At 42.4% G+C, this 26507-nt stretch carries 24 protein-coding genes and 3 tRNA genes; 14 read left to right on the top strand and 13 right to left on the bottom strand.

The annotated features are described in order from the left end of the window. Nucleotides 1–164 precede the first annotated feature (164 nt). Nucleotides 165–977 (bottom strand): SDR family oxidoreductase, encoded by an 813-nt coding sequence (locus tag V7K55_RS18065; protein WP_334833713.1) that lies wholly within the window; start codon nt 975–977, stop codon nt 165–167. Between the two features lie 585 nt (nt 978–1562). Between V7K55_RS18065 and V7K55_RS18070 the strand changes: the two genes are divergently transcribed. The 8 genes from V7K55_RS18070 (at nt 1563) to V7K55_RS18105 (ending at nt 8749) form a co-directional block, all read left to right on the top strand. Then, a complete protein-coding gene (locus V7K55_RS18070; RefSeq protein ID WP_334833716.1) occupies nt 1563–2057 on the top strand; it encodes a DUF2231 domain-containing protein in 495 nt (164 codons plus the stop codon). After that, entirely contained in the window at nt 2054–2647 is a 594-nt protein-coding gene (locus V7K55_RS18075) for a DUF2231 domain-containing protein (protein WP_334833719.1), read from the top strand. The genes V7K55_RS18070 and V7K55_RS18075 overlap by 4 nt, the downstream gene beginning before the upstream one ends. Nucleotides 2648–2795: 148 nt before the next feature. Next, complete coding sequence (locus V7K55_RS18080) at nt 2796–3716, top strand: cytochrome c oxidase subunit II (protein WP_334833721.1); 921 nt, start codon at nt 2796–2798, stop codon at nt 3714–3716. Continuing rightward, nucleotides 3706–5373, top strand: coding sequence for a cytochrome c oxidase subunit I (locus tag V7K55_RS18085; protein ID WP_334833723.1), 1668 nt, complete (start codon nt 3706–3708; stop codon nt 5371–5373). Before V7K55_RS18080 ends, V7K55_RS18085 begins: the two co-directional genes overlap by 11 nt. 13 nt (nt 5374–5386) lie before the next feature. Beyond that, entirely contained in the window at nt 5387–6046 is a 660-nt protein-coding gene (locus V7K55_RS18090; RefSeq protein WP_334833725.1) for a cytochrome c oxidase subunit 3, read from the top strand. A gap of 38 nt (nt 6047–6084) precedes the next feature. Continuing rightward, entirely contained in the window at nt 6085–6330 is a 246-nt protein-coding gene (locus V7K55_RS18095; RefSeq protein WP_334833728.1) for a hypothetical protein, read from the top strand. Nucleotides 6331–6383: 53 nt separating this feature from the next. Further along, complete coding sequence (locus V7K55_RS18100; RefSeq protein WP_334833730.1) at nt 6384–7751, top strand: NAD(P)/FAD-dependent oxidoreductase; 1368 nt, start codon at nt 6384–6386, stop codon at nt 7749–7751. A gap of 32 nt (nt 7752–7783) precedes the next feature. Next, nucleotides 7784–8749 carry a VOC family protein gene (locus tag V7K55_RS18105; protein ID WP_334833733.1) on the top strand — a complete coding sequence of 322 codons (966 nt, stop codon included), beginning with the start codon at nt 7784–7786 and terminating at the stop codon, nt 8747–8749. A gap of 177 nt (nt 8750–8926) precedes the next feature. Here the strand turns inward: V7K55_RS18105 and V7K55_RS18110 are convergent, their stop codons facing one another. From V7K55_RS18110 to V7K55_RS18120, 3 genes are all read right to left on the bottom strand, one after another. Then, nucleotides 8927–10225 carry a chloride channel protein gene (locus V7K55_RS18110; protein WP_334833735.1) on the bottom strand — a complete coding sequence of 433 codons (1299 nt, stop codon included), beginning with the start codon at nt 10223–10225 and terminating at the stop codon, nt 8927–8929. A 178-nt stretch (nt 10226–10403) separates the two neighbouring features. Continuing rightward, nucleotides 10404–10946 carry a DoxX family protein gene (locus V7K55_RS18115; RefSeq protein WP_334833737.1) on the bottom strand — a complete coding sequence of 181 codons (543 nt, stop codon included), beginning with the start codon at nt 10944–10946 and terminating at the stop codon, nt 10404–10406. Beyond that, entirely contained in the window at nt 10943–11893 is a 951-nt protein-coding gene (locus V7K55_RS18120) for an SMP-30/gluconolactonase/LRE family protein (protein WP_334833739.1), read from the bottom strand. Before V7K55_RS18120 ends, V7K55_RS18115 begins: the two co-directional genes overlap by 4 nt. Before the next feature lie 519 nt (nt 11894–12412). Here V7K55_RS18120 and V7K55_RS18125 point away from each other — a divergent pair. The 4 genes from V7K55_RS18125 (at nt 12413) to V7K55_RS18140 (ending at nt 17154) form a co-directional block, all read left to right on the top strand. Beyond that, nucleotides 12413–13210, top strand: coding sequence for an SDR family NAD(P)-dependent oxidoreductase (locus V7K55_RS18125; protein WP_334833741.1), 798 nt, complete (start codon nt 12413–12415; stop codon nt 13208–13210). A gap of 234 nt (nt 13211–13444) precedes the next feature. Further along, nucleotides 13445–15028, top strand: a complete 1584-nt coding sequence (locus tag V7K55_RS18130) for an FAD-dependent oxidoreductase (protein WP_334833743.1) — start codon at nt 13445–13447, stop codon at nt 15026–15028. A 188-nt stretch (nt 15029–15216) separates the two neighbouring features. Then, nucleotides 15217–16788, top strand: coding sequence for a GMC family oxidoreductase (locus V7K55_RS18135; protein WP_334833745.1), 1572 nt, complete (start codon nt 15217–15219; stop codon nt 16786–16788). Between the two features lie 24 nt (nt 16789–16812). Further along, nucleotides 16813–17154: a hypothetical protein gene (locus tag V7K55_RS18140; protein WP_334833747.1), complete on the top strand. Its 342-nt coding sequence runs from the start codon at nt 16813–16815 to the stop codon at nt 17152–17154. Between the two features lie 109 nt (nt 17155–17263). Here V7K55_RS18140 and V7K55_RS18145 read toward each other — a convergent pair whose 3' ends face one another. Beyond that, complete coding sequence (locus V7K55_RS18145; RefSeq protein ID WP_334833749.1) at nt 17264–18553, bottom strand: hypothetical protein; 1290 nt, start codon at nt 18551–18553, stop codon at nt 17264–17266. A gap of 206 nt (nt 18554–18759) precedes the next feature. On the opposite strand from V7K55_RS18145, the gene V7K55_RS18150 reads away from it, so the two are divergent. Further along, on the top strand, nt 18760–19239 hold the full coding sequence (locus V7K55_RS18150; RefSeq protein WP_334833750.1) for a hypothetical protein: 480 nt from the start codon (nt 18760–18762) through the stop codon (nt 19237–19239). Between the two features lie 90 nt (nt 19240–19329). Here the strand turns inward: V7K55_RS18150 and V7K55_RS18155 are convergent. From V7K55_RS18155 to murA, 8 genes are all read right to left on the bottom strand, one after another. Next, a tRNA-Gln gene (locus V7K55_RS18155) sits at nt 19330–19401 on the bottom strand. Between the two features lie 167 nt (nt 19402–19568). After that, nucleotides 19569–20366, bottom strand: coding sequence for a WecB/TagA/CpsF family glycosyltransferase (locus tag V7K55_RS18160; protein ID WP_334833906.1), 798 nt, complete (start codon nt 20364–20366; stop codon nt 19569–19571). 519 nt (nt 20367–20885) lie between these two features. Then, the gene (locus tag V7K55_RS18165) at nt 20886–21107 is read right to left on the bottom strand and encodes a hypothetical protein (protein WP_334833752.1); all 222 of its coding nucleotides are present in this window, start codon (nt 21105–21107) and stop codon (nt 20886–20888) included. A gap of 32 nt (nt 21108–21139) precedes the next feature. Further along, a tRNA-Leu gene (locus V7K55_RS18170) sits at nt 21140–21223 on the bottom strand. Between the two features lie 111 nt (nt 21224–21334). Further along, nucleotides 21335–22456 (bottom strand): alpha-hydroxy acid oxidase, encoded by a 1122-nt coding sequence (locus V7K55_RS18175; protein WP_334833754.1) that lies wholly within the window; start codon nt 22454–22456, stop codon nt 21335–21337. Nucleotides 22457–22528: 72 nt separating this feature from the next. Next, entirely contained in the window at nt 22529–23461 is a 933-nt protein-coding gene (locus V7K55_RS18180; protein WP_334833908.1) for a Yae1 family protein, read from the bottom strand. A gap of 97 nt (nt 23462–23558) precedes the next feature. Then, nucleotides 23559–24437 (bottom strand): M48 family metallopeptidase, encoded by an 879-nt coding sequence (locus V7K55_RS18185; protein WP_334833756.1) that lies wholly within the window; start codon nt 24435–24437, stop codon nt 23559–23561. A gap of 198 nt (nt 24438–24635) precedes the next feature. Next, the gene (gene murA / locus V7K55_RS18190) at nt 24636–26003 is read right to left on the bottom strand and encodes a UDP-N-acetylglucosamine 1-carboxyvinyltransferase (protein ID WP_334833910.1); all 1368 of its coding nucleotides are present in this window, start codon (nt 26001–26003) and stop codon (nt 24636–24638) included. Nucleotides 26004–26401: 398 nt separating this feature from the next. On the opposite strand from murA, the gene V7K55_RS18195 reads away from it, so the two are divergent. Beyond that, nucleotides 26402–26482, top strand: a tRNA-Leu gene (locus V7K55_RS18195). Nucleotides 26483–26507: the final 25 nt, after the last annotated feature.

Below are 26507 nucleotides of genomic sequence, written 5' to 3' on the forward strand. Positions count from 1 at the left end.
GCTCGTGCCAATGCCAAGCTCAAGCTTTGTTTTATCAGATTGATGCTCAAAAGACTAGCTGCTACCTAAAAAAGATATCAAATGGGTTCTATAAGACTCATCTTTGATTTTTTCAAAAATCAATCAAATCGGCTTGCTATAGTTACTAGCCTCTAGTCTTGTTTTTAACCATTTTCCGTAAATCCTGGATACAAGGTCATGCCACCATCTACAAATAGTGTCGTACCGTTAACATAATCAGATTCATCAGAAGCCAGCCAAACTGCTGCTTTAGCGATATCTTCAACATTTCCTACACGTTTTGCTGGAATCAGTTTTAGTAACTTTGCTTCTGCTTCTGGAGTATCCCAAGCTGATTTGTTAATTGGGGTTTTAATCGCACCAGGAGCAATACTATTAACGCGAATTTTGTGGGGGGCAAGTTCTTGGGCAATACTTTTCATCATCATATTAATGCCACCCTTACTAGTAGCATAATTAACGTGACCTGCCCAAGGAATTACCTCATGCACGGAACTCATGCAAATAATCTTACCCGCCGCACATGAAATATCAGGCTTCACACCTCGACGCAAGAATTCCTTTGCAGCTTCTCGCGCACACAAGAATTGTCCCGTCAGATTTATCCCAATAACTGCATTCCATTGCTCTATGGTCATATCGATAAATGCCGAGTCTTTTTGAATGCCCGAATTACTTACTAAAATATCGATAGTACCAAATTCTTGGAGCGTTTTGCTAAACATTGCCTTTACTTCGTCTTCTTTGCTGACATCGGCTTGAATGGCGAATGCTTCTCCATTATTAGCTTTGATATCATCAACAATTTTTTGGGCTTCTTCAGCTTCAGAATGGTAGTTGATGGCTACTGCTGCACCTGATGTAGCCAAATGGCGAGCTATAGCTTCACCAATGCCAGAACTACCACCTGTCACAAGTGCTTTTTGACCTTTGAGCAAACAAGGGGAATAGTTCATAATGCTTTCGATACTTTTAAAAAGTGATATTCTGGCTTTATTGGTGTAGTATTGCTTTAGCCAATATAGCCAGTTAAATCGGTAAATCTTAGATGAGAAAAACAAAACTTTTTATCATCTTAAGAGAACTATAGTATTTGCCTAATCTATCCAGAGAGAGATAAATAGGATATTGTTTTACTGACCAATATTTTGATTATTTGTCATTCCTGTGACAACAGTATGTCTTTATTTTTAAGATTTGTTAAATAAGAAATTTAAAGGTTATGTCAATTTGAACAATGATTTGTGGTATATTTGGATAAGCGTTACTTATCAGTTACCGTTAATATTAGTTTGGGTATGAAAAAATTAAAACTAGAGTTATTTTGATGACTTTTAGTTGTTGAAAAAATAGTTACTAAGAAATAGTAAATAATGATATATCTTCTATTTGATAATTTACTTTAAAAATTAAGTGAATCACAATTTTAAAAACTTTTTTGATTACTTTAGTTACGGCTTGAGCAGTAGTATTTTTGACAAGATGAATGATGCGTTAGGTGGATAGCATCTACATAACCTAGACTTATGAAGGAAAAAGCGATGCCTGCTCTGTCTCTGAATAACCAAAATTTACCATATCCTGACCCTCTACACCCCATCATCGTCCACTTCGTCATCGCAATGGTGCTTTTTTCTTTCGTGTGCGATGTTCTAGGCTATTTCACCCGCAACGTGCGTTTATTTGAGGTGAGTTTTTGGAATATGTTTGTTGCTGCGATCGCAATTTTCATGGCGATTATCTTTGGTCAATTTGAAGCAGGACTAGCACAAGTCCAGCCAGCAGCCCAGTCAACACTGAATTATCATACCGTCTTGGGTTGGTCATTGGCGGCCATTGTTGCCGCGATCGCAGCTTGGCGTTTTGTGATTCGCAACAGCAACCCCCGAAAAGTACCGCCTGTTTACCTGGGAGCGGCAACATTGTTAGTCTGCCTAGTGTTTTTGCAAGTGTATTTAGGGAGTAAACTGTTTTGGGTGTATGGGTTGCACGTCGAGCCTGTAGTTCAAGCCATGAAACAGGGAGTTTCACCATGAACTCGCAACTGATCGATCAGTTGAGATTACGGTTGGGTGCTAACGGATTACCCTACGAGATTCCTCTACATCCGCAGTTAGTACATCTAACGCTGGGTTTATTCATCATTGCCATCATTTTTGATATAGCAGGAGTGTTGTTTTCTTTAGAAAAACCAATTTTCAAATTTTTGGGATTGGCTGCCATCCGTTCTAGCTTTTTTGATGTCGGCTGGTACAATCTCATAGCAGCAGCAGCAATAACCTTTTTCACCGTTGCGGCTGGTTTTTTTGAGCTACTGTTGGCAAATCCGCCAGTGGATCAAAAGAGTGCTTGGGGGTTAAGTGCTGGTTGGACAATGCTTTTACATGGTTTAGGTGGCGTTTTGCTGTTGGCGATCGTTGTAGCCATGACTATATGGAGAGGTTTGCAACGTTATCGCTGGCGTAAGGATGCTTCCAGACAGGTGCAGTGGAGTTATTTGTTAGCAGGGATTGCGATATTAGGCATATTATTCGTTCACGGAACTTTAGGGGCGCAATTGGGAGAGGAGTTTGGGGTTCATGTTACTGCTGCTCATACCATTTCTAAAAATGTTGACAGCAAATAAGGGATTTACAGGAAATAAATTATCCAAATAAACGAACCATAGAGGCGCAGAGAACACAGAGAGAAGAGAAATAGAGAAGATTTTTATGTCAGTTTTGGAATATTTTTTTATTTGGAGTCCCTAATTAAACGAGAATTTATCGAATTTTATGTTTAGTGTTTTTGAATATGTATTGATAGCGGTTTATGTAGCAGTACTGCTCGTAGTCAGTCGGTGGATTGGACAGCAGGCGTTTTCTTGGATGCCTCCCCAAGCTACAGTAGAAGCACAACGGGTAGATGATTTGTTTAGCTTCTTAGTCTCAATTGGAGCATTTATCTTGCTTGGGCTAGTTGGCGTTATCGTGTATGCGATCGCATTCCATCGCGCCCCCCCAGAAGACTACACCGAAGGACACCCCTCTAGAGGTGATGCAAGGCTAGAAATATTGTGGACAGTAACCCCAACTTTGTTAGTAGTGTGGATTGCTTTCCAAAGCTTCAATATTTATCAGCAATTAGATATTTTAGGTCTCAAGCAAATCGTGCATTTGCATACACCTCTAGAATCTGCACCCGCCGTTGCTGCAACCGTTAGCGATGTCCCAAAACCTGCATCTGAAACTATTGATGTTTTCGTTAAGCAGTGGAATTGGTCTTTTCGTTACCCAAATAATGTTACTAGTAATCAATTACATCTGCCGATCAATCGTGCTACTCGCTTAAATCTGCAAGCCCAAGACGTGATCCACGGTTTCTACGTCCCTGAGTTTCGCTTAAAGCAGGATATTATTCCAGGGCGCAACATTGATATTGTGCTAACACCCATTCGTGCAGGTAAATATCGGCTGAAAGATTCTCAATTTAGCGGTACTTATTTTGCCTTAATGGAAACGGATGTATATGTTGAATCCCTAGATAAATATAATCAGTGGCTCACGCAAACTGCTACTAACGAACAAACTCCAGTAAATCAAGCAGTTGCCGAAAATATCCAACCACCAAAAACATTGTTTAATAGCGGCTGGTACACCGTCACACCTGCTCAACCTGAAGTTGCCAATAAAAGGAAGCTAAATAATGACACATGATTTTAGTCAAGAGATTACCGGGGATCGAGAATCGCAGAACCAGCAGGGTAATACTTGGCGGCAATATTTCAGCTTCAACACCGATCATAAGGTGATTGGAGTTCAGTACATGGTGATGACCTTCATTTTCTTCCTGATTGGCGGGTTGTTGGCAATGCTGATTCGGGCAGAGTTGCTCACCCCAGAATCGAATTTGGTCGATCGCCCGCTTTATAACGGTTTGTTCACCATGCACGGGACAATCATGATTTTCCTGTGGATTATTCCCTTCAATGCAGGTCTTTCTAACTACTTAGTACCGCTAATGATTGGGGCGCGGGATATGGCTTTTCCGTTGCTCAATGCCATCTCCTTTTGGATTTTGCCACCCGCAGGTCTTTTACTACTGTCTAGCTTCTTCCTGCCAAACGGGACTGCACAAGCTGGCTGGTGGTCTTATCCCCCAATTAGTCTGCAAATTCCAGGCGATCAGTTCATTAACGGTGAATTTATTTGGATAGTCAGCTTAGTCTTAATAGGCATCTCTTCCATCATGGGGGCTGTCAACTTTGTGACAACCATCTTTTGGATGCGGGCCCCAGGGATGACGTTTTTTCGGATGCCTGTGTTTGTTTGGTCGGTTTTCAGCGCCCAATTATTGCAACTGGTTAATTTGCCAGCCTTGACAGCTGCATTGATCCTGCTGTTGCTTGACCTCTCCTTCGGGACACAGTTTTTTAAACCGGATGGGAATGGCGATCCCATCATCTATCAGCATCTATTCTGGTTCTACTCGCACCCAGCAGTTTATATTATGGCACTACCAGCCTTCGGTATTTTTGCTGAGATACTGCCTGCATTTTCTCGCAATCCCTTATTTGGTTATCGGTCAGTTGCGATCGCCACACTAGGTATTGCTGGGATCAGCATCTTCGTCTGGGTACATCACATGTTCACCAGTGCTACCCCCGGCTGGATGCGGATGTTCTTCATGGCGACTTCAATGTTAGTTGCCATACCCACAGGTATTAAAGCCTTCGCTTGGACAGCCACCATCTGGAGGAGCAAGCTACATCTAGAAACACCAATGCTGTTTGCGATGGGAGGTGCAGCGATGTTTATTTTTGGTGGTGTTACTGGTGTAATGCTTGCTGCCACGCCGTTTGATATCCACGTTAATAACACCTACTTTGTTGTGGGACACTTCCACTACATCGTTTTTAACACGATTACAATGGCAATCTTCGCGGCAATTTACTACTGGTTTCCCAAGATCACTGGAAGAATGTATGCTGAGGGTTGGGGCAAGTTGCATTTCTGGCTAACCTTTATTCCTGCCAATATCACCTTCTTTTCTATGCACCCATTAGGTTTACAAGGGATGCTCCGCCGAGTTTCTTCTTACGATCCACAGTATCAAGGATGGAACGTCATCGCTAGCTTGGCATCATTCTTACTAGGAGCATCCACGCTGCCTTTTATTGCTAACATAGTAGGTTCTTGGCTTTACGGGCCGAGGGCAGTTGACAATCCTTGGCACGCTACTGGATTGGAATGGACAACCTCTTCACCACCTCCGCGAGATAACTTTGAGGAGATTCCAACCGTGACAAGACCTCCTTATGACTACGGCAATCCAAAATACTCAGTAATCGTAAATTCCGATAACAGTGAGTGAAGACACTAGAATTATGCAACGTCGTCATGTAGATGAAAGTCCTATCCGTTTTGATTTGTGGCGGCGACGGTTGCCAAATTGGTTACAGCGCTTCCTCCCAAGTGGTGGCGGTACTCATGAAGATCATCATGGTAAAGGAATGTTCGGATTTACCGTCTTCCTGCTATCAGAAAGCATTATCTTTTTGAGTTTTATCTTTACTTATGTTGCTCTACGACTGACTACTCATAACTGGCTACCACCTGGTATTTCTGGCCCGGAATTATCTACACTTGTGGTTATTAATACGGTAGTATTACTTTCTAGCAGCTTTGTCATTCAACCAGCAGAAAATGCCCTCAAGCGAAATCAACTTAGTAAATTTCGCTGGCTATGGCTGATAACGATCGCAATGGGAAGTTACTTCTTAGTTGGTCTGTTAGTTGAGTGGAAAAGTCTCGATTTTAAGATTACTACAGGGTTAGTTGGTTCGACATTTTACTTACTAACAGGCTTCCACGGTCTACACGTTCTGGCTGGTGTTGTGCTTCAGATAATTATGCTGATTCGCTCATTCATTCCAGGTAACTATAATCAGACTCACTTCGGGACAAGTGCGACTACTCTTTTTTGGCACTTTGTTGATGTAGTTTGGGTCTTTCTTTTCTCGCTTATCTATCTTTGGCGGGCATAAAAAAATTTAGACATCCCATTGTTTTAAGGAGTAATTTGATGAATTTATTCTTACAAGAAATCCCAGCTTCAGAACGCGCCCAAAAAACTATTCAAGAAACTCCAGTACCTGGTAGAGACCCACTAATTGCCCGTGGGTTACAAAAAGAGCAATATGTTGGCATTATTGGGCTAGCGATCGCTCTGATTGCTGCTGTAGGATTTTTTAGTCGCAGAGTTGAATACGCTATTGGATTTGCTGTGTTCCTCAGCGCTATTTTGATAGCTTTGTTTTTATTCATCTAGCAAGACTTTGATTAATTAAACATTCTAATTTCACAAGATTTACGAGGGATTTTATGAACAGCCCAGTTTATCAAACTGTGATTGTCGGCGGTGGTTTTACAGGTCTATTTACAGCCTTACACCTAGCTCACGAACATTATCCTCGTTCTGTTATCTTGATTGATAAAGACGAGCGCTTTTGCTTTAAGCCACTACTATATGAATATTTCGATGGCGAGATGGATAACTTTCAGGTAGTCCCGCGTTTTTCGGAACTACTTAAAGATAGTGGTGTCATCTTTGTGCAAGATACAGTGGAATCGATAGACTTGCATCAACGGGAAGTCAAATTAACTTCAGGGAACTCCTATAACTACAGCAACTTAGTATTAGCTTTGGGCAGTGTTACTGGCTATCATCAGGTTGAGGGTGCGAATATTAATGCCTTTCCTTTCTGGACGCAAGCAGATGCGATCGCTCTTGAGAGACATTTACATGACTGTTTACAAAAAGCAGCTAAAACTGAAGATTCAGAAGAACGCCGTAAATTATTAACAGTAGTCGTAGTTGGTGGTGGTGCGAGTGGCGTGGAAATGGCAGCCACTTTAGCTGATTTTCTCCCACATTGGTATAGCGCCTTGGGAGGAAATTTAAGTGAAATTCGCGTAATACTGCTCAATCATGGTCAAAAAATCCTTGATGGTGATATTAACGATCCGTTGCGTCCAATTGCGGAGAAAGAACTACAAAAACGCACTGTACCAGTTGAAATTCTCATGGGAGCAGAAGCCGTTACTATTCAACCCAACGCAATTAAATATAAAAGCAATAATGAAGTTAAGACATTACCAACATACACCACAATCTGGACTGCTGGCACTTCTACCCATCCATTGATTAAAGACTTACCAATTCCTCAAGAACATCGGGATCGTCACGATCGCCCCTTAGTCACTCCTACGTTGCAATTGCTCGATTTTCCAGAAGTGTTTGTCGGTGGTGATTGTGCAGCAGTTCAGGATAATTCGCTACCGCCTACGGCTCAAGTAGCTTATCAGCAAGGAGCTAATATTGCCCATAATTTGAAAGCATTAGCGTTAGGAGAAGAACTCAAACCTGTTAAGGTTAATATTCGTGGAACCCTTTTGAAATTAGGGATAAATCAGGCTGCTGCTAACCTTTTCAATGTTTTTGAAGTTTCAGGCGAAACCGCGCATTTAATCCGTCAAGGCACTTATTTAACGCTCTTGCCAACACCAATTCATGACTTCAAAGCCACAACTGAATGGGTAGATGAAGAGATTTTTCACCATCACCTCGATCCTCATGATGTCGGGAAAAAAGTGGTGCAAGCTGTGGAAATAGTCGGTGCAGGAGTTGTGGGTATTATAGCTGCGAGAAAATTACTTAAAATGTTGGGAGATGAAGATAAACGGGAGTAGGGACTAGGGATTGATAAAAGGAGCGTTGGTTGATGAATATGCCTAGTAAAACCTATGTACAGGTACAAAAAATTCGAGCTATTGGATTAACGGTGACAAGTTGCCATCACTCTGTTGATTTCTACACGCAAGCGCTGGGGTTTGAATTAGTTTCTGATATCACAGTTGAAGGACAAGATTACAGCGACTTGCAAGGAATAACTGAGGCAAAAATTCGCATTGTCACCTTACAACTAGGTGATGAACTCATCGAGTTGATGGAGTATTTCAATATTAAGGGAAAACCCATCCCCAAAGATTCTCAAAGTAATGACATCTGGTTTCAACATTTCGCAATTGTTGTGAGTGATATGGATCGCGCTTATGCACAAGTGTGTTCATTTCCGATTGAACCCATTTCAGTTGCTCCGCAGACAATCCTATCCAATAATGAAACATCTGGGGGTGTCCGCGCCTTTAAGTTTAAAGACCCCGATGGACATGATTTAGAGTTAATTTGGTTTCCTACCGATAAAGGACAAGACAAGTGGCATCAGAACACGAATCGCTTGTTTTTGGGAATCGATCATAGTGCGATCGCAGTTTCCAACACTGAACAGAGTCTACACTTTTACCGCGACCTTTTGGGGATGCAAGTCGATAGTCGCAATCTTAACTGGCGTGCAACCCAAGCAAGCTTAGATAATTTAGCAGGAGCCGAAGTCCGAATTACATCACTGCGACCTGCTCAAGGCGGCTTAGGGATTGAATTGCTAGACTATCTCGTGCCTGGAAAAGGTCGTCCTATACCGAGTGACTGGAAAAGTTGCGATATTGCACATATCCAAATCGAGCTAGTTGTTAATGACATTGAGCAGTTAGTGGATAAGTTACAGCAAAATGGAGTTGAGTTTGTCTCATCGCGGATTGTGCAGTTTACTGATAGTGGAAGTCCTTATCGCAAGGGTTGTTTAGTTAAAGACCCTGACGGACATACAATTTTGCTAATTGATTACTAATCGTGAGAGAATATTAGGTATATTTTCAGCAATCTCGATAAAAGGTTTTTGTAGCAAACCTTTTAAATTTAATGACTACAGTCCTATTTAACTTTTCGTTAGATAGTTATCATTTTTTCTGCCAACTTACTTGAGCGGTTTCAAAACTAATACTAATTAAAATAATATTTGCGACATTTATATTTCCTCAAGAGACTGCTGTGATTTAAGTTGAGAAACTATTAAGGGAACTTTTGGTGCGAGAAAAAACCCAATCAGACTAGCAAAAAGGATTGGAGTAAAAGGGCTAAAATTAGTCAGTTTTGATAACAACAAAGTTGTACTTATAGGTGTACGCGTTACTGCTGCATTAATAGCTGCCATTGTACAGATCATAGCTAGTGTAGGATTTACCTCCGGAATTAAAATTGCAATGGCTTTGCCAATACAAGCACCAGTAAAAAATAAGGGAATAATAAAACCACCACGCCACCCACCGGTGACTGTCATACTGATAGATGCCATCTTACCCAAGGCTAAAATTAAGAGAAAAACAACTGAAAAATTAGTAGTTAAGACTGACTCTAATTCTTCATGTCCGAAATAGCGGGTTAGGGGTAAGAAGGCTGCTAAAGTACCTAAGCCCAATCCTGCTAATGTGGTGCGAACATAAATAGGAATGGGAAGTATCGCCAACAGTCTGTCACAGCCTTGAAAAATAGCCATAAAAATCCAGCCTGCAACAGCGCCAATGATTCCGAATAGGATAGCCCAAGCAAAATCATTAATGTTCTGTAAATTATATTCGGGAAAATGCCACGTGGGGGCAATTCCCAAATGGGTGATGAAGGCAAATACTAAATAACTAGCGCAACTGGAAACAATAGCTGGCATTAAAGCTTCGTAGTATTCGATGATATGTTGATGGTGAAGAATTTCTAGCGCAAACATTGCCCCACCTAATGGTGCGCCAAATAAGGCGGTAAAGCCAGCCGCCATTGCTGCTAAACTCATGGTTCTCAGGTCTTCCTCCTGGAGACGGAGACGATCGCCTACCCATGTACCAAAAGAACCTGTAATCTGTACTAATGGCGCTTCTGGCCCTGCACTACCCCCAGCAGCGATACTCACCAAAGAAGCAAGAATCATTGCCGGATTTTTTCGTATATCCAAACGTCCACCACGAAAATGGATATTATCGACAATGACAGCAATTTCCCCAGGATTGCCTAAAAAATGAATTACCAAGCCAACAATTAATCCAGCTATTGGCATAACAATTAGCAGACTCACGCCCTCTAACTTTTCTAGTTGGTGAGTCATCAGTTCCAAAATATTCCAGTACAAACTAGCAAATAGACCACAAACAGTCCCCACCACTACCCAGCATAAAAACCTCTGTGAAACTAGCATAGGATTGTGTTTTACCAGTCCAAAAAGTTGTAAAAATTTCCAGCGTTGAGTTGGGTTTGTGGGAGTACGCTTATTTGGTAGCACTGCTGATTTCCTAAGTTAATGAATCAAATATCATAGATTATTGACATTTATTATACTAATGTAGGGGGTATGACGAAATACGTGCAAAATTACCGATGGATGTAGTAAAATTTTGTAATGCAGAATCTCAAAGCTTGAGTCAAGCTATTCGTATACTCTTCCCTAGCCACTCACTACTTTACTGTCCAAAAATGAGAGTATCTAGGGAATAAGCACCAGGGCCTAAAACCGCGATCGCAATTAGCATGACGCAGTACATAAAAGCTTTTTCCCAACTTGGCGGTTCGCCTTTGCCTAAAGGGCCTTTATACTGGTCTTCTGGAATTAAGTATGGATCTTGGGCTACAAAAGGTTTACTTCCAGAAATGTCTAAATATATAGCAAAAATCATTGAGCAGAGAATGGGTAAGGTGTCTAAAAGTGTCAGGAATCCAATAATTAGAAAAATTCCGCCACCTACCATCGATGCAGCTGATAAAAAGCAAAGAACGACAGGCGTTTTTAGAGACTCAGCCCACTGGCGAAGATGCGTTATTTTCGGATAGCCATGTAATATAAACAACCAGCCAAGGCTAACTCTGAGAAGTAAAAGCGCCAATCCTGGAAATCCATCAGGATAACCGGGAGAGAGTGAACTTAACAACTGTGGACTTAGTTGTGGGAAATTAAATGAACCGAGAAAAAAGGCGATCGCTACACCAGTCGCAAATTTATAAATCATTGCTGTACACCACGGGTATTAAGGTCGATAGCATATAAGGAATGACCGGCTGTGATAAAAAGGCGTTCACGTTCGCGTAGCGTGTCCGCAGGACTCAGTGTCCCTGAAACGGAATCGCCTTCGTTACCACCAAAAGTTAGATTAGTAGATATCTCCGGTACAAGAATTTTTCCCAACTGAGTCCCATCGGGGGCGTATATCTGCACGCTATCTTTAGAACTAGTAAAAACATTACCGTACTTATCCACCCGAAATCCATCGGGTTGTCCTGGCTCAATGACTGCGAATACACGCCCATTTTTTGCCAAACCATCCACAACCTCATACACACGAATATGATGAGGCCCCCCAGGTATATTAAACGCAGCTGTATCTGAAACATACAGTAGACTTTCGTCTGGACTAAAAGCCAACCCGTTAGGACGCACCATGTCTATTACTACTGGATAAATCTCACCTATTTCCGGGTCGAAGCGATACACGTAACTTCCGGTTTGTTCCTGTTCGCCGCCGTAACCTTGATTTGGTTCAGTGATACCATAAGGCGGATCGGTGAACCAAATTGTGCGATCGCTTTTCACTACCAAATCATTGGGACTATTAAGGCGTTTGCCTTGGTAGCGATCGACTAAAACCTTCCACTCACCATTGTGTTCGCGGCGGATGATGGCACGCAAACCAGATGAACACGCAACTAGGCGACCCTCCAAGTCGCGGTAATTACCGCTTTGATAATCAGATGGGTCACGTAGGACACTCACATTGTCAGTAGGACTCCAACGTAACAGGCGGTTGCCGTGAGCATCACTCCACACAACACTGTTGTCTTCGTGAAAGTAAACAGGCCCCTCACTATGAACTGCACCGCTGGCTAGCTTTTGGAGTGAAACATCTGGAGATACAATAGCACGTAAGCGATCGTCGTAAATCTCAATGGTTTTAGCCATAAGAATCTCTGCTTATTTAACTTGGTTACTGTCGATAGATAGCAGGTTAAAGTAAATACAAAATTGCTCTAAAAGTACACATCAATTGAATTATTTGCTTAAGAATAATGAATTAGAAGATTTTACCTATTTTTTACATATCAAAATATGCACTGAGTTACATTATGTGTAAACAAAAATCAAATCGAAATGAAATATTAGTCTATCTTTAGGCATAAATAAAAATTAAGCCATTAGGTAGAATCTAAAATTTTATATTCAGAATGTCTTTGTCACACTGGGTTATGCCAAAGTTTTCCCACTTTCTAATTAAAAATCTCAGTTAAAACAATTGTTTTCCAAGTTTACCTATGTCCAAAGGCTGAATTTATCATTTGGGATGTATACCATTGATGAGTTGAAAATCCAAAATTTGTGACATAAAGTAATTAAAGCGTGCGAGCAAAAATTATCTGAATATTTCTCAATTAATCGGCTTTGTATAAATTGTTCCAAGTTTAAAAAATAGAGAAATAGCTTATGGATCTTGGTCTTAAAGGTAAAGTCGCTGTAGTTACTGGAGGTGATTCCGGCATTGGTAAAGCGACAGCTAAACTGCTAGCTCTTGAGGGTGCAAAGGTTGCTATTGTCGATAAGACTTCAGAAAATCTTCAGCAGGCGGCTGAGGAACTGAGAAAGTTTGGAGAAATATTTCCGGTTCAAGCAGACCTCACTCAGCCTAAAGAAATTGAATCTGCCAAAGAGCAAATTCTTAAGCGCTTCGGAACAGTTCACATTCTCGTTCATGCAGCAGGAATTACAGGTGCGACAGGAGATTTCTTGGAACTGAGTGATGAGGAATGGTATAAGACAATTGACGTTGACTTGATGGCGACAGTACGCACCTGTCGCGCTTTTATCGGGGCGATGCGTAAGGCTGGTTGGGGAAGAGTCATTCTCATCAGTTCGGAAGATGCACTACAACCCTACCCAGAAGAGATACCTTACTGCGCTTGCAAAGCGGCTGTACTGAATCTTGCTAAAAACTTATCTAAAGCTTATGCAAAAGATGGCGTACTGGTAAATGCAGTTTCTCCTGCCTATATCGCCACCTCAATGACTGACGCAATGATGGAAAAGCGCTCAAAAGAATTGGGTGTCAGCTTTGATGAGGCAGTTGATAGTTTTCTTGATGAACAGCGCCCTCACATTGAACTCAAACGACGTGGTAAACCGGAAGAAGTAGCGGCTGTGATTGCATTCCTTTGCTCTGAGCAATCAAGCTTTGTGGTTGGTTCTAATTATCGGGTAGATGGTGGCTCGGTTGCTAGTTTGTGATCGAGTTGTCTTGAGGTACTAGTCGTTGCTGATTTAAAGTGCGGATTTGATTTTGTCATGCTGAATGTTGACAATTCATACTCTGATAGCACTTACGCAAAAAAGCTCTCAAACTCTTATTACTCCGTGTCCTCTGCGTCCTCTGTGGTTCGATTTTGCATTACTTCTGCGTAAGTCCTGTCTGATTTAGCAATGCCTAGCTACTAGCTCTTATTCTTATTTAAGAAATTGGTTATGAAACAAATAGAAGCAGTTGTTGCTAATGTCAATGACCTGAATGATGGTGAAATGCGACAGGTTTCTGTCGGTGAGACAGAAATTTTACTGAGTCGTATAGATGGAAAGTTTTATGCTGTTGGCGCACACTGCACTCATTATGGCGCACCACTGGCAGATGGGGTGCTGAATGGGCATCATGTTGTTTGCCCTTGGCACAATGCCTGTTTTGACGTGACGACTGGCGATCAACAAGAGCCACCTGGCTTGGATTCTTTAGCTAGCTATGAGGTACGGATTGAAAGTGAAAACGTCATTGTTAGCGTACCAGAGAAAACTACGGGATTGCAATCGCCCACAATGGCGCAATTCAACCCCAACGTTGATGGGCGAACATTTGTCATTTTAGGCGCAGGTACAGCAGGAATTCATGCCGCCCAAGCGTTGCGAGTAGCTGGATATCAAGGGCGAATCGTCATGATTACCCAAGAAGATAAGCTCCCCTACGATCGCACCAAACTAAGTAAAGGTTATTTAACTGGCAAGGCATCCTCGGAGGAAATGCCCCTGAGATCGCCCGATTTCTTCAAAGAACACGCCATTGAAGTGCTTTTGAATAAACAAGTCGAACAGGTACAAACAACGGCAAAAGCGATCGCCTTTACTGATGGTGATTCATTAACCTATGATGCCTTACTACTAGTAACTGGAGGAAAACCACGCCAGCTAGATATTCCAGGTGCAGATTTACAAAATATTCTCACATTACGCAGTTTTGCTGATGCCGATCGCATTTTGACAAGCATCAAGCAAAAAGGACAAGCGGTAGTCATCGGCTCCAGTTTTATCGGTATGGAAACGGCAGCTGGGCTGAGTCAACAAGGCTTACAAGTAACCGTTATTTCACCAGATTCTGTACCTTTTAAGAAAACCCTGGGCGAGAAAATTGGCAAAATCTTTCAGCAAGTCCATGAGGAGAACGGCGTTTCCTTTAAGTTTGGTAGGAAAGCGGTACAGTTTGAGGGTAGTGACAAAGTAGAAGCCGTAATTTTAGATAATGGCGATCGCTTGAAGGCAGATATAGTAATTGTCGGAATTGGCGTACAGCCTGCAACAGACTTTCTTAAGGGGATTGATTTGTATCCCAAAGATGGCAGTATTGTTGTTGATGAATACTTGCGTGCAGCTGATGGCATCTATGCCGCAGGTGATATTGCCCGTTATCCCGATTGGCGCACAAGCGAATCGATTCGCGTTGAACATTGGCGAGTTGCAGCCCAGCAGGGGCGAATTGCAGCCCAGAATATGGCAGGGAAAGCAGTCAAATTTAGAGGGCTGCCCTTTTTCTGGACGATGCAATTCAAATTTTCGTTGCGCTATGCTGGACACGCCGAAAGTTGGGATGAAATAGTTGTGGATGGAGATTTGCAAAAACAAGAATTCATTGCTTTCTACATCAAAAACAATCAAGTCTTGGCAGTTGCAACCAGCCATCGCGATCGAGAAACAGCAGCTATCTCAGAATTGATGCGCTTGAACCAGAAGCCAACTGTTGATGAATTACGGCGTGGTACAGTTGATTTGATTCAGCGATCGCCTTAAGTTAGTAGCAAGCGCTAAGTTAGGGCTTGCCCTTTCAAGGTGGGTAAAATTTTTGGACAATAATTCCTCTTTTCTCTGTGTTCTCTGCGCCTCTGTGGTTAAATAAATATTTTTTAAACCGCAGAGGCACGGAGAACACTGAGAATAAAGGAGAGATAAAAATAATTTGCAACCTCCTGTATATATTAATGAACATTACAGAACACTACGACATCATCATCATCGGTACGGGAGCCGGTGGAGGTACACTAGCTCACCGCCTCGCACCCACAGGTAAAAAAATTCTAGTACTAGAACGAGGCGACTTTTTGCCCAGAGAGAAAGCTAACTGGAGTCCACAGGAGGTCTATCAAAAGCATCGTTATCACACAGATGAGGAATGGTATAACAAAGAAGGTATTGCCTTTCAGCCACAGACAGGCTACTGGGTTGGCGGCAATACCAAACTCTACGGCGCAGCCTTAATTCGATTACGGGAGCGAGATTTTGAAAGGGTAATTCACAAAGGAGGAATTTCTCCAGAATGGCCTTTGAAATATCAAGACTTTGAGCCATACTACACGCAAGCAGAAAAGCTGTATGACGTGCATGGTAAAGAAGGGGAAGACCCCACCGAACCACCTCGTAGCGAACCATATCCCTATCCGCCAGTCAGTCATGAGCCGGATATGCAGTCTCTTGCTGACGGCATCCGCGAACTGGGTTATTACCCATTTCATCTACCATTAGGATTAAAACTCAATGAAAGCGATCGCACCAAAAGCCCCTGCATTCGCTGCGATACCTTTGATGGATATCCCTGTCTTGTAGATGCAAAAGCCGATGCGGATGTCAATGCCATTCGTCCCACCCGCGAAATGTATGCTAATTTAAGTCTCTTAACTAATGCCAAAGTCTTGCGGTTACATACCAGCGAATCGGGACGAGAGATTACAAGCGTAGAAACTGAAATTGCTGGGGAGCGGCATTGGTTTGCAGGTGATATTGTAGTTGTTGCCTGTGGTTCTGTCAACTCAGCTGCTTTGTTATTAAAGTCTGCTAACGATAAGCATCCCAATGGATTAGCAAACAGTTCCGATCAAGTGGGGCGGAATTTCATGAAACAGTTGGAAACCGCGATCGTTTCCATCCATCTAGAAGTGAATCGCGCCAACTTTCAAAAAACGATCGCAGTTAATGATTTTTATTGGGGAGAGCCGGATTTTCCTTATCCGATGGGGATGGTGCAGAATACCGGCAATGTCCTTGCAGATATGATTCCCGCAGAAGCGCCGCCGCTAATGGCTCCGTTTGTAAAATTAATTCCTCAGTTTGAGCGCCATTTGCTTGCTGAACGTTCGGTTGGTTGGTGGTTACAGACAGAAGATTTACCAGATCCAAATAATCGGGTTCATGTAGTGGGTGATAAGATTCACGTTGAATATACACTGAATAATACCGAAGCGAGCGATCGCTTAATCCATCGTTGGACATCTGTATTAAAATCAATTCCTCACTCCGCTAAACACGCCCTACCATTTAGCCTTTATCCCCGCACCCAGTTACCAGAAGCAGCAGTTGGTCATCAATGCGGTACTTGTCGATTTGGCAACGATCCTAAAACCTCAGTCCTTGATATCAATTGCCGTACTCATGATGTTAATAATCTCTACGTAGTAGATAGTAGTTTCTTTCCGTCAAATTCAGGTGCTAACCCGACATTAACGATTATGGCGAATGCGTTGCGCGTTGGCGACCTGCTTGCAGCAGCGCATCGCTGAACGCTTGAAATCACAAGGAGGAACATGATGACAAACGATGAACAGCAGATTGAATCTCAACAAATCGCCTCAGATGCAACAGATTCTCATCCCGTAGCTACAAGTTTAGGCGCTGTGGGAGGTGGCGTAGCAGGAGCCGCACTCGGTCACTCTATTGGTGGTAAAGTTGGGGCTGCGATCGCTGGGATTGCAGGAGCGATCGTCGGTGGCGTTGCAGGTAATCAGCTAGCGGGGTACACTGAGGAATTCATTGAAGAACTCCAGCCAACAATTGGATTGAGATTAGGAGCCAATGATAAACCAATTGAACTACCCCGTCACTACACTTGGGAAGAATTACAAGTACTATCAAAACCTCAAGGTTGAGAAATCAGGGGAAACGCATCCTAATCTAACAACAGGACTTACACAAAAAGGCAGTGAAAGCCTTGATTTACCGTAGGAGCAATTGATGAATTGCCCCTACATTTCGTACTTATGACTCGTCTAACCGCCGTTGCCATTCAGCATCAATCTGTGCAGAACGCTCAACTTCCTGGTCGAGTAAGTCAGTTTCGCTAGAATACACTAAATCTTCTTTACTAATGACTTTTTCTGTGGCAAATTGTTGGGCATAGTCGATTTTTTGTTGCAAAGGTGCATCAGGATCAGCCAATAGCCGCGATCGGGAAAGGCGATCGCGGTTGCGATCGGCAATTTTGGGATTACGCCACCGAATCCAGAAATAACGCAATAACGGTATACCTAAAAAACCTGCTCCGTAAGCCAATAGCAGCCAATAAATTCCTTGCACAAAAGCTACTAGTCCACCCAATTGGACGGCAACAGTGCCATCTCTCAACAAACTTCCCAATACTAAAGCACCAACAAAATTTAGTCCACCCAACCCCGCACTCAACATAATTTGCCCTGAACTTGCAGCACTAAAACGCCAAGGCAATTCCTCTAAGTAAGGTGAGATTGAATGACGGCGCTTTTTAACTGCACTCACCTGTAACTCTGGGAAGTAATAAACAATTTGCCCTTCGGGACTTACTGCTGGTTGCCCATTAAATCGCGTCAGAACGGGCAGCATGTAATCTTCGTACTCTCTTGTATATCCTTCGCCAATGTCATCCAAGTATGGGGCAATTTGTTCTGCTACCACTGCACCACGATTACTCTGAATCACCGCAGCAATTTCTTGCCAGCGACGTTCGTCTAAGTTGGCGTTAGGATTCCCATCGCCAAACAAAAACGAAAATACAGCTTCAAAGAAATTCAGATTGCTTTCTTCTCGGCTTCCACGTCGTCGTTCCTCGTAGTGAGTCTCATAATTTGGGCTAAGATACCAGAATAAATTTGGAAAATAGAAGAAACCCCCACCGCCGGAATTACTGCTCCGACTATTACCATTACGGTCTGAATTGGTAGAGTTAATGATAATGTAGATGGTAATAATTATCAGAGCGATGGAAACAGTTAAGAAAATTCCAAAAGAAATGCGAATCAGATAAAACAGTACATTCCAGACCTTTTTCCACCATTCCTGCAATTGTAACTGGAAGTATTTATTACGTAAAATTGCTCGAAAGTTTTCTGGAAAAAGGTAAACTATATCACCTGAATCCGCTACTTGCAAATGTCCGCCAGCATCAGATGCCAGGGCCAACAAGCTTTGATTAGCTTCAGCGACGTTCAATCCTGCCTGAGTTGCCACATCACCAACGGTGACACGGTAGCCCAGTTTTTCCACAGCCTGCATGATGGTGGGATTGGGAGCCATTGCTCTCCCCTCCTGTTGAAATTTATTACCCTATTCTTAAGTATAAAGTTTTATTTTGATCGACTTAGCACAGGTAGGAATGAAGCATGAAATTACATCAATTTGGCAACCCGTCATCGAAACAGATAAACCAACAAATGACCTGACACGCAACATGTTATAATTTTTCCCTCAGCTTGGTTAACCAGCAAATTTTCTGCTCAAATATGGTTCAATATACTCTCGCTCAAAGTCCAGAAATTATCCTTACTGTTTCTGGAAAAGATTCAGCCAAAGCCCGTGATAAAGCAATGGATCAACTGATGGAACTGATGGATGCAGGTAAGCTACCCACGGAACTAGAAGAAGGATTTGGCCCTCAACAATTAATTGAGGTTAAAGAGTCACCTATTGATACTGCTAGCGGTGAGGATACGATTACACAAGCTGTCCAGGTTTTAAGTAACCTAGCCACACTCAAGCTGAAAGTTCAAGAATCACGATCTGAAGCGTTAGAAATTCGCAAAGCGGTTGACGTTCTGTTCACTGACGATTCGGTTACGGAAGAGGAAATTACTCGACTTAAGGAAGGTTTTAAAGTCCTCAAAAACTTCGCCCAAGCTAACTTGCGTTATCAAGATGCCCGATCTAAAGCAGAACAGGCTCGGCAAACTCTCGATCAAGCTCTCAAGTCACCTGATAAGTAACATTTATAGAATTAGATGCATTGAGACGCATCTAAAATATGTAATTAAAAAATCTAGAAGACAGGCTTTTATACTTGTCTTCTAGATTTACTGGGGCGCTAGGATTCGAACCCAGGGATGGCGAGACCAAAACCCGCTGCCTTACCACTTGGCGACGCCCCAACGAGCTTACTCTAGTTAATATAACACTTAGTCCTAGGTTAATGTCAAGTACTTTAATGGTTTATTTCAGATAATGGATTTTTACTATAAAATTTAAGTTCAAAAAGCTGCCCCTAGCTTTGATATTCAAAGCTAGGGGCAACTAGATTATTTCTTTTCACTTTTTCTTAATCCCCAGTCTCGTGAAGGAAGACTGCTGCAATCCGACTTGATGATAGTAGTTGCTTCGTAGCCAGCCATATAAATAGTGGAATGGTCTTAGCATAGCGGCTGCAAAGTCGGCGCGGTTCTTGAATCCATCGATACAGCCATTCAAGTCCTAAGTCTCGAATTATGCGGGGCGCACGCTTGTGAATTCCTGCATAAACTGGAAAAACTCCACCCAGTCCAATCATTACAGCTTGTATCTTACCCTTATGTTGAGCTATCCAATTTTCTTGCTTAGGACATCCCAGCGATACCAAGACGGCACTAGCACCACTAGAATTAATCTTTTTAACCAAAGCTTCGTCTTCAGTTTCAGTTAGGGGACGAAAGGGTAAAGGCTCCATCGCCGCAATCTTCATCTGTGGAAATTCCTGCTCTAACCTTTTTTGCATCCTAGAGAGAATTTCCGTTTGGGAACCGACAAAGAAAATACTAAGATTTTGTGTTTGAGTTCGCTGACACAATGCTAGAAAGATATCCATCCCGGCTACACGGTCTTGCTGAGACGCGCCCATTTTTCGCATCATCCATACAAGAGGCATACCATCAGGAGTAACTATATCTGCATTTCGTAATACGGCAGCAAACTCTGGATTCCAATGAGCTTCAATAAGCATGTGTACGTTGGCTACATACACACTTTTACTTTCACGCCTACTTGCCCACTTCAGTATTGTTTGTATCTGAAGGTCAAAGCGTAAAGCAGTAATAGGAAAATCAAGCACTTTTTTAGTAGGTAGAGGCACTCTTGCCACCATCAATAACTCCTGTGTCCAAGAAAAAAATCCATAGATTACATAGACCATTCCAAATATTGAATAATTCGGATTGGATGACTCCTGACTTTTTGTAGGCTTGTCTCATCATTGGAAGTTAACACGTGGAGGTGCAATTGCGTTCTTAGTATACTTTTAGCTTAAGTCAGTAATACTAGATTTACTTGCTGTTGTGTCCTAGCTTACTGTTTTAAGCTAAGGATTTAAGAGGTTGGTTGACAAAATTCATCCTTTCTTCATAATTAATTTTTGATTAGTTTATGTAAGCATTACAATTGCGATAAATTCCTATAAAACTTTTGTCACTGAGTAACATATTTTACGTAACTTTTGCTTGAAAAAGTTAAGATATCAGCCACTCAGTTTGCTGATTTTGATACGTAAGTATAGGCTTAAGAGGTTTAATTTCAGTTAGGATATTTTAAGTAATTGCTAATAAATTTTTGTCGTAATCTTTCAAGGTTACAACAGATTCAATTCTGTCTATGTATTGAAAAATACTTAAGCTTGATTTTTTCTGAAATAAAAATCAAAAAATAAGGGGAAGATAAATTTATCTTCCCCTGCTCTATTATTTTTGTTATTCTCTGGTTTGTTAGCTTCTTTGAGCCTTTGCAGTAACATTTGCCTTTGCTTTTTGAGTTGTCTCTTCCTAGCAGAACCACCTCTGCCTTTGTCATTTCTGCCTTCTTTACGGGGAGATTCCCATCTTTTGAGGCGCATAATTTATAACCTCTTTAGTACTTACTTGATAGTGGGCAGGAGGAGAATCGAACTCCTATGACCGTAAGGCCGCCACATTTTGAGTGTGGTGCGTCTACCAATTCCGCCACCCGCCCATTAGATCCAACTTAACTATCATACTCTAGTTAAAGGATTTTGTCACAAATTTGAAAGTTAATTCTCAAAGTTTTTTTGGAATCATAGCTCTAATAACCATCATAGAAGGCTTAAAGGCGTGGTAAGGTCAAAAAACTAGGGTTAATATCCTGTAGTTTTGCACAGCCGCTAAGTGCCATCCCTACATTCAACTCATCTTGTAGCAGTGAGATGACATGAGATACACCGACTTGTCCTGCAACTGCTAGTCCCCATAAAATAGGTCGTCCGATTAGCACTGCTTTTGCTCCTAATGCCAGAGCTTTGATAATGTCTGTGCCTCTGCGAATGCCTCCATCCAGCAGCACTTCTACTTTACCATTCACTGCTGCTACTATTTCAACTAGGGCATCTAGAGAAGCGATCGCACCATCGAGTTGTCTGCCACCATGATTGGAAACAACAATTGCTTTAGCGCCATATTCTACAGCCCGCACAGCATCATCTCCCCGTAAAACTCCTTTGATAACTAAAGGTAGTGGAGACAAAGATTGCAACCATTCCAAATCGTCCCAAGTTACTGCTGGGTTTAGCTGTTGGGCAAAATAGGTAAATAACCCAGATTCGCCTTTTTCATGGGAAATATCTAGCCCTGATATGGCTGCGAGATTAGCCAGATGTAAGTCTGTAGGTAAAGCAAACTCGTTACGTCTATCTCTTTCGCGTTGTCCGAGAACAGGCGCATCTACTGTTAGACAAAGTGCTTTGTAACCAGCTTTATAGGCTTTTTCTACCAAAGCACGAGTTAATCCTCGGTCTTTATGGATGTAAAGCTGGAACCATCGCAGAGAATCTGGAAATTTATCACACGCAGTCGCTACTTCTTCAATGCTCTTTGTGGCCATTGTACTTAATACCATGCCTACACCTGCTGATGCGCCGGCTAGAGCCGTGGCTACTTCTCCGTCTGGATGGGCTAGACATTGAAAGGCCATTGGTGCAATTAACAAAGGTAGTTGCAGGGGTTGTCCTAAAATGGAGGTAGTTAGATTGCGATCGCTAACATCGACTAATATCCGAGGTCTTAACTTAATTCGCTCAAAGGCAGCACGATTATCTCGTAATGTGATTTCGTCCCAAGCACCACTGCTATAGTAATCAAGGGTCATTTGAGACAGATGCTCTTTTGCTAGCTTTTCGTACTCAAAAAGATTTATGGGTTGAAAGCGATGGTCGTTGGGTACAACTGTCATGGTAAAGGCTGTGGGTTAAGCAATGGCATGTTTTTTAATCCAATTGTCCGATTTATTGGTAACTTAGTTATTTTAAATGAACCTATCTAATAATTCTTCTCTAGATAGTTGCAGCAATAAAGGAGTAAATTCTTCTGGTGATAATGTCAATAAAGCTTCACTAATTACTCTTAGTTCTGAATCTAACGAACCAAAGCGAACTCGTAACAAATTCTCTATAACATTACGACGTTCTACTTGGATTCCTTCTTGAATTCCTTCTTGAATTCCTTCTTGAATTCCTTCTTGGATTCCTTCTTGTTTAACTTCTGCTAATTTCTGCTCGTAAATAGGTGATAAGCGCATAATTAAATCTCTATCCTCTTCGTCTATATTCTGATTGAATTCTAAGGTAGTCTTTAAATTCAATAATAAATCAATTGCTTTGGAACGTAAGGGATTATTTTGGGGAAGTGCTTCTAGTTCGTCTATTGCTTGTTGCTGGACTCTTCCCTTACCTAAAATTCTCAACCATAGTGTTTCTTCTGAACGCGGTAACTGGTGAATTACTACAATTGCTGTTCTAAAGTAATCGCCTAAAAAATGTACTCCTATTCCCCAATTATCTGGATCTAGATTAGTTCTAAAACCATCTAGTATAGATTCAGAAGCTGTGGGTGACAAAATCCACAAACGTGGTAATTCTGATTCTGCAAGCCGAGTTTTATCACCTTTAGCTTGGCGTTTTACTTCAGCAAAGATATCAAATAACTTATTCATACAACTGCGGATTTCCGCAATTGTCGCGGCATTTCTAAATGGTTCAACTAATGCAGGTTCAGCCGCAAATTTTCCTAACAGCCCTAATTCTATTGTATTCTTTACCGATTGCGGTGCAGGTACAAAATAAACATCGATTTCTCGGATTTGGGCTGGAACTTTCCGACTGGTTTCCACTTCTCCTAATGGTTGTAACAATTCTTTAAGATAGTCTTTGGCGAACTGGTCGTAAGGAAACCTGGTCATTAGCTGAATTATTGGGCTGAACCAGTATTTTACATCACAGTGTAATCGCCCAGAGCTTGCCTGAATAAATTTAGTAATTGCGATCGCATTAGTAACTCTACCAGTTTCGCCAGCCACCTTTGGGTGCAACTTCATTACTTGTAGACTTCAATCCATGACTTTGAATTAAAGATTGATATTCTGTGCTGCTTGCCCAACGGTCAATTTCTCGCGCCCGTAGGACTGGCACTGGATGGGTTAATTGGGCTGTGCGGGCGGTTTTGACCATTTCGCCTAATTCGGTCTTGCTAATGTCATCATAAGCGCGGGCTTGGGCAACAAAGGCATCGAGATTTAGCTGTGGCGCTAAGGTTGGGGAACCACCCGCGAGCTTCATTAACACTGACATGACAACTTTCGGGTCTTGGGTTGCTAGTAATGCGGCGCGATCGCAGGTAAACTCAGCACAACGTACCCATTCTAAAAGTTGCGCTTGTATCGCTTGAGCAACGAAGGTTCCGACATTGGGCACAATCGCCGCAGCTAATATAAGTAGATTTACAGGGGTCAAATAAACGCTATGGTCACACTTGAGATGCCCCAACTCGTGGGCAATTACTGCCTGAATTTCCTCTGGGGTGAGGATATCAATTAGGGATGTGTGTATCACCACAAAGGGCTGCTTACCCCGCACAGCAAAAGTATAGGCGTTGGGAGCCGGATGTTGGCGGACGTACAACTGGGGAGGTTCTATATCCAGAATTTCACAAGCGTCTAACAACAGCTTGTATAAATCAGGTAGTTGTTTTTCACCCACCAGAATGCTGGAAGCAATATTTTCTACATAGAAAACCTGCTCTGCCATTGGGCCAAGCCAATTTCGCACCAACATATCTATGCCTGGTATTTGCTTGAGCGTTTTAGTAGCTTCCAGGTCTAATGGATGACGAAATGAGTCAGCTTTTAAACCAATCAGAGGGGTTTTGAAGAAAGACATAGTGCAACAAGCTATAAAAAACACAACTATGGAATCTGGCTGGTTAAATAAACAGCCACCCACAGTTAGTATAACGATTTAACCAGGGTGGGCAGGGGGAGAAATTTTTACCTTGTCTCCCCGAAATTTTGAGCGCCGGAAGTTGGCGTTTAGATTTCTCTCTTCCCTTGTTTCCCCGTTAATCTCAACCTATCAATTTCAACTTGAAAGGCTAGTGATGCTGGCAGCGATTTCGGCATCTGCTGATGTTTCGCCCACACGAAGGATTTTAGCTCCCAATTGCTGCAACTTCATATCGAGTCGATCGTAGCCGCGATCGAGGTGCTGTAATCCCTGAATTGTGGTTTGTCCTTCTGCCGCTAACCCAGCGATAACTAGCGCGGCTGATGCTCGTAAGTCTGTGCCTAATACTGGTGCGCCAGATAATTTCGGCACTCCCCGAACGAAAGCAGCGTTGCCTTTGACACGAATATCTGCCCCCAAGCGATTCAACTCTGAGGCATGACGCAAGCGATTTTCAAAGACGGATTCGTTAATCACGCTGTCGCCTTCGGCCAATGTCAGCAAAGACATGAATGGCGCTTGCATATCTGTAGGAAAACCCGGATGATATTGAGTTTCAATATCCGTAGCCTTCAGGGTTTCTGCTGGCAGAATGTGTAAGTGGTCAGGCTTTTCTTCAATTATTGTCACCCCAATATCCCGCAGCTTGGCAATCACTGGGATAAGATGTTCTGGAGCTACCGGCGAGAGAATAAGTTCGGAACGGGTAATTGCTGCTGCCAGTAAAAATGTCCCGGCCTCAATGCGATCGGGAATGATACTGTAATCAACAGAATGCAATTTGGGGACTCCTTCAACAATAATTCTGCTAGTCCCAGCCCCCTTGATTTTCGCTCCCATCGCGTTACAGAAGTTAGCTAAATCAACTACTTCCGGTTCTCTGGCAGCATTTTCGATGATGGTTTCGCCCTCTGCCAGGGTAGCAGCCATCATCAAGTTTTCCGTCGCGCCAACGCTGGCGATATCTAAGTAAATCTTCGCACCTTTTAATCTCCGGCTGCTGCCAGGGACGTAGGCGTTACAAATGCCATGCTCAATCTGCACCTCAGCCCCCATTGCTTGCAGTCCGCGCACATGCAAGTCAACTGGTCTTGCCCCAATAGCACAACCGCCTGGTAAGGGCATCTGCGCTACTCCCAATCTGGCAAGAATGGCTCCAATGGCGAAGAAACTCGCCCTCAGTTGGGTAACTAGTTCGTAGGGAGCTTTTGATGTTTTAATTTCGCTGGCGTTGATGTCTAAAATATCGCCTTGCCGGGTTAAACTTACACCCAAAGCCAATAACACCTGACCCATCCGCTCTACGTCGGCTAATAAGGGGACATTGCGGATACGACAATCGCCCGGACACAGCAAGGCTCCAGCCATGATTACCAATGCTGCATTTTTTGCCCCGCTAATTTTCACATGACCTCGCAAAGGATGCCCGCCCCAAATTTGCAAGACTGAGGAGTCTGCTTCGGGAGCAATTTTTGCATCTGGTAAGCTGGTAGAAGGATTGATAAGCCTACCTCCAAAAGTAATACGTATTTTATATGTTTGAAGTTGGTTTTGATTCTACAGTAAAGATTCAAATTGTCCACGTTTTGAGGCAACATCTTCCATCAAAAAATTGCTTTTCGATGAAAAATAAAGGCTGCAAATTAGTGATAGCAAGCTTTTTGAGATTTTAAAAAAATTAACAAAAAAGAACGAATAAGTAGTACTTTTAAGCAAAATTAAATACTCAGTAGAATAACTTAAGTGTTCTCTAAAAATCAATGCTGTACAGTTCAGTTAATATTTTGATTCGACCTAATCCGCAGAAAGAATCTGAAAAATTTCAGATTCTTTCTATTTTCACTTGACAAAGATAAACTTTTACGTCAGAATCATAAAATTGTCGATAAAGACGAGTGCCAGCGGAACTGGCGGAATGGCAGACGCGCTAGATTCAGGTTCTAGTGCCGCAAGGCTTCCGGGTTCAAGTCCCGGGTTCCGCATATAATCAATTTTGGATTTTAGATT

The sequence above is a fragment of the Nostoc sp. genome (genome assembly GCF_036919895.1).
Classification (GTDB): Bacteria; Cyanobacteriota; Cyanobacteriia; order Cyanobacteriales; family Nostocaceae; genus Nostoc.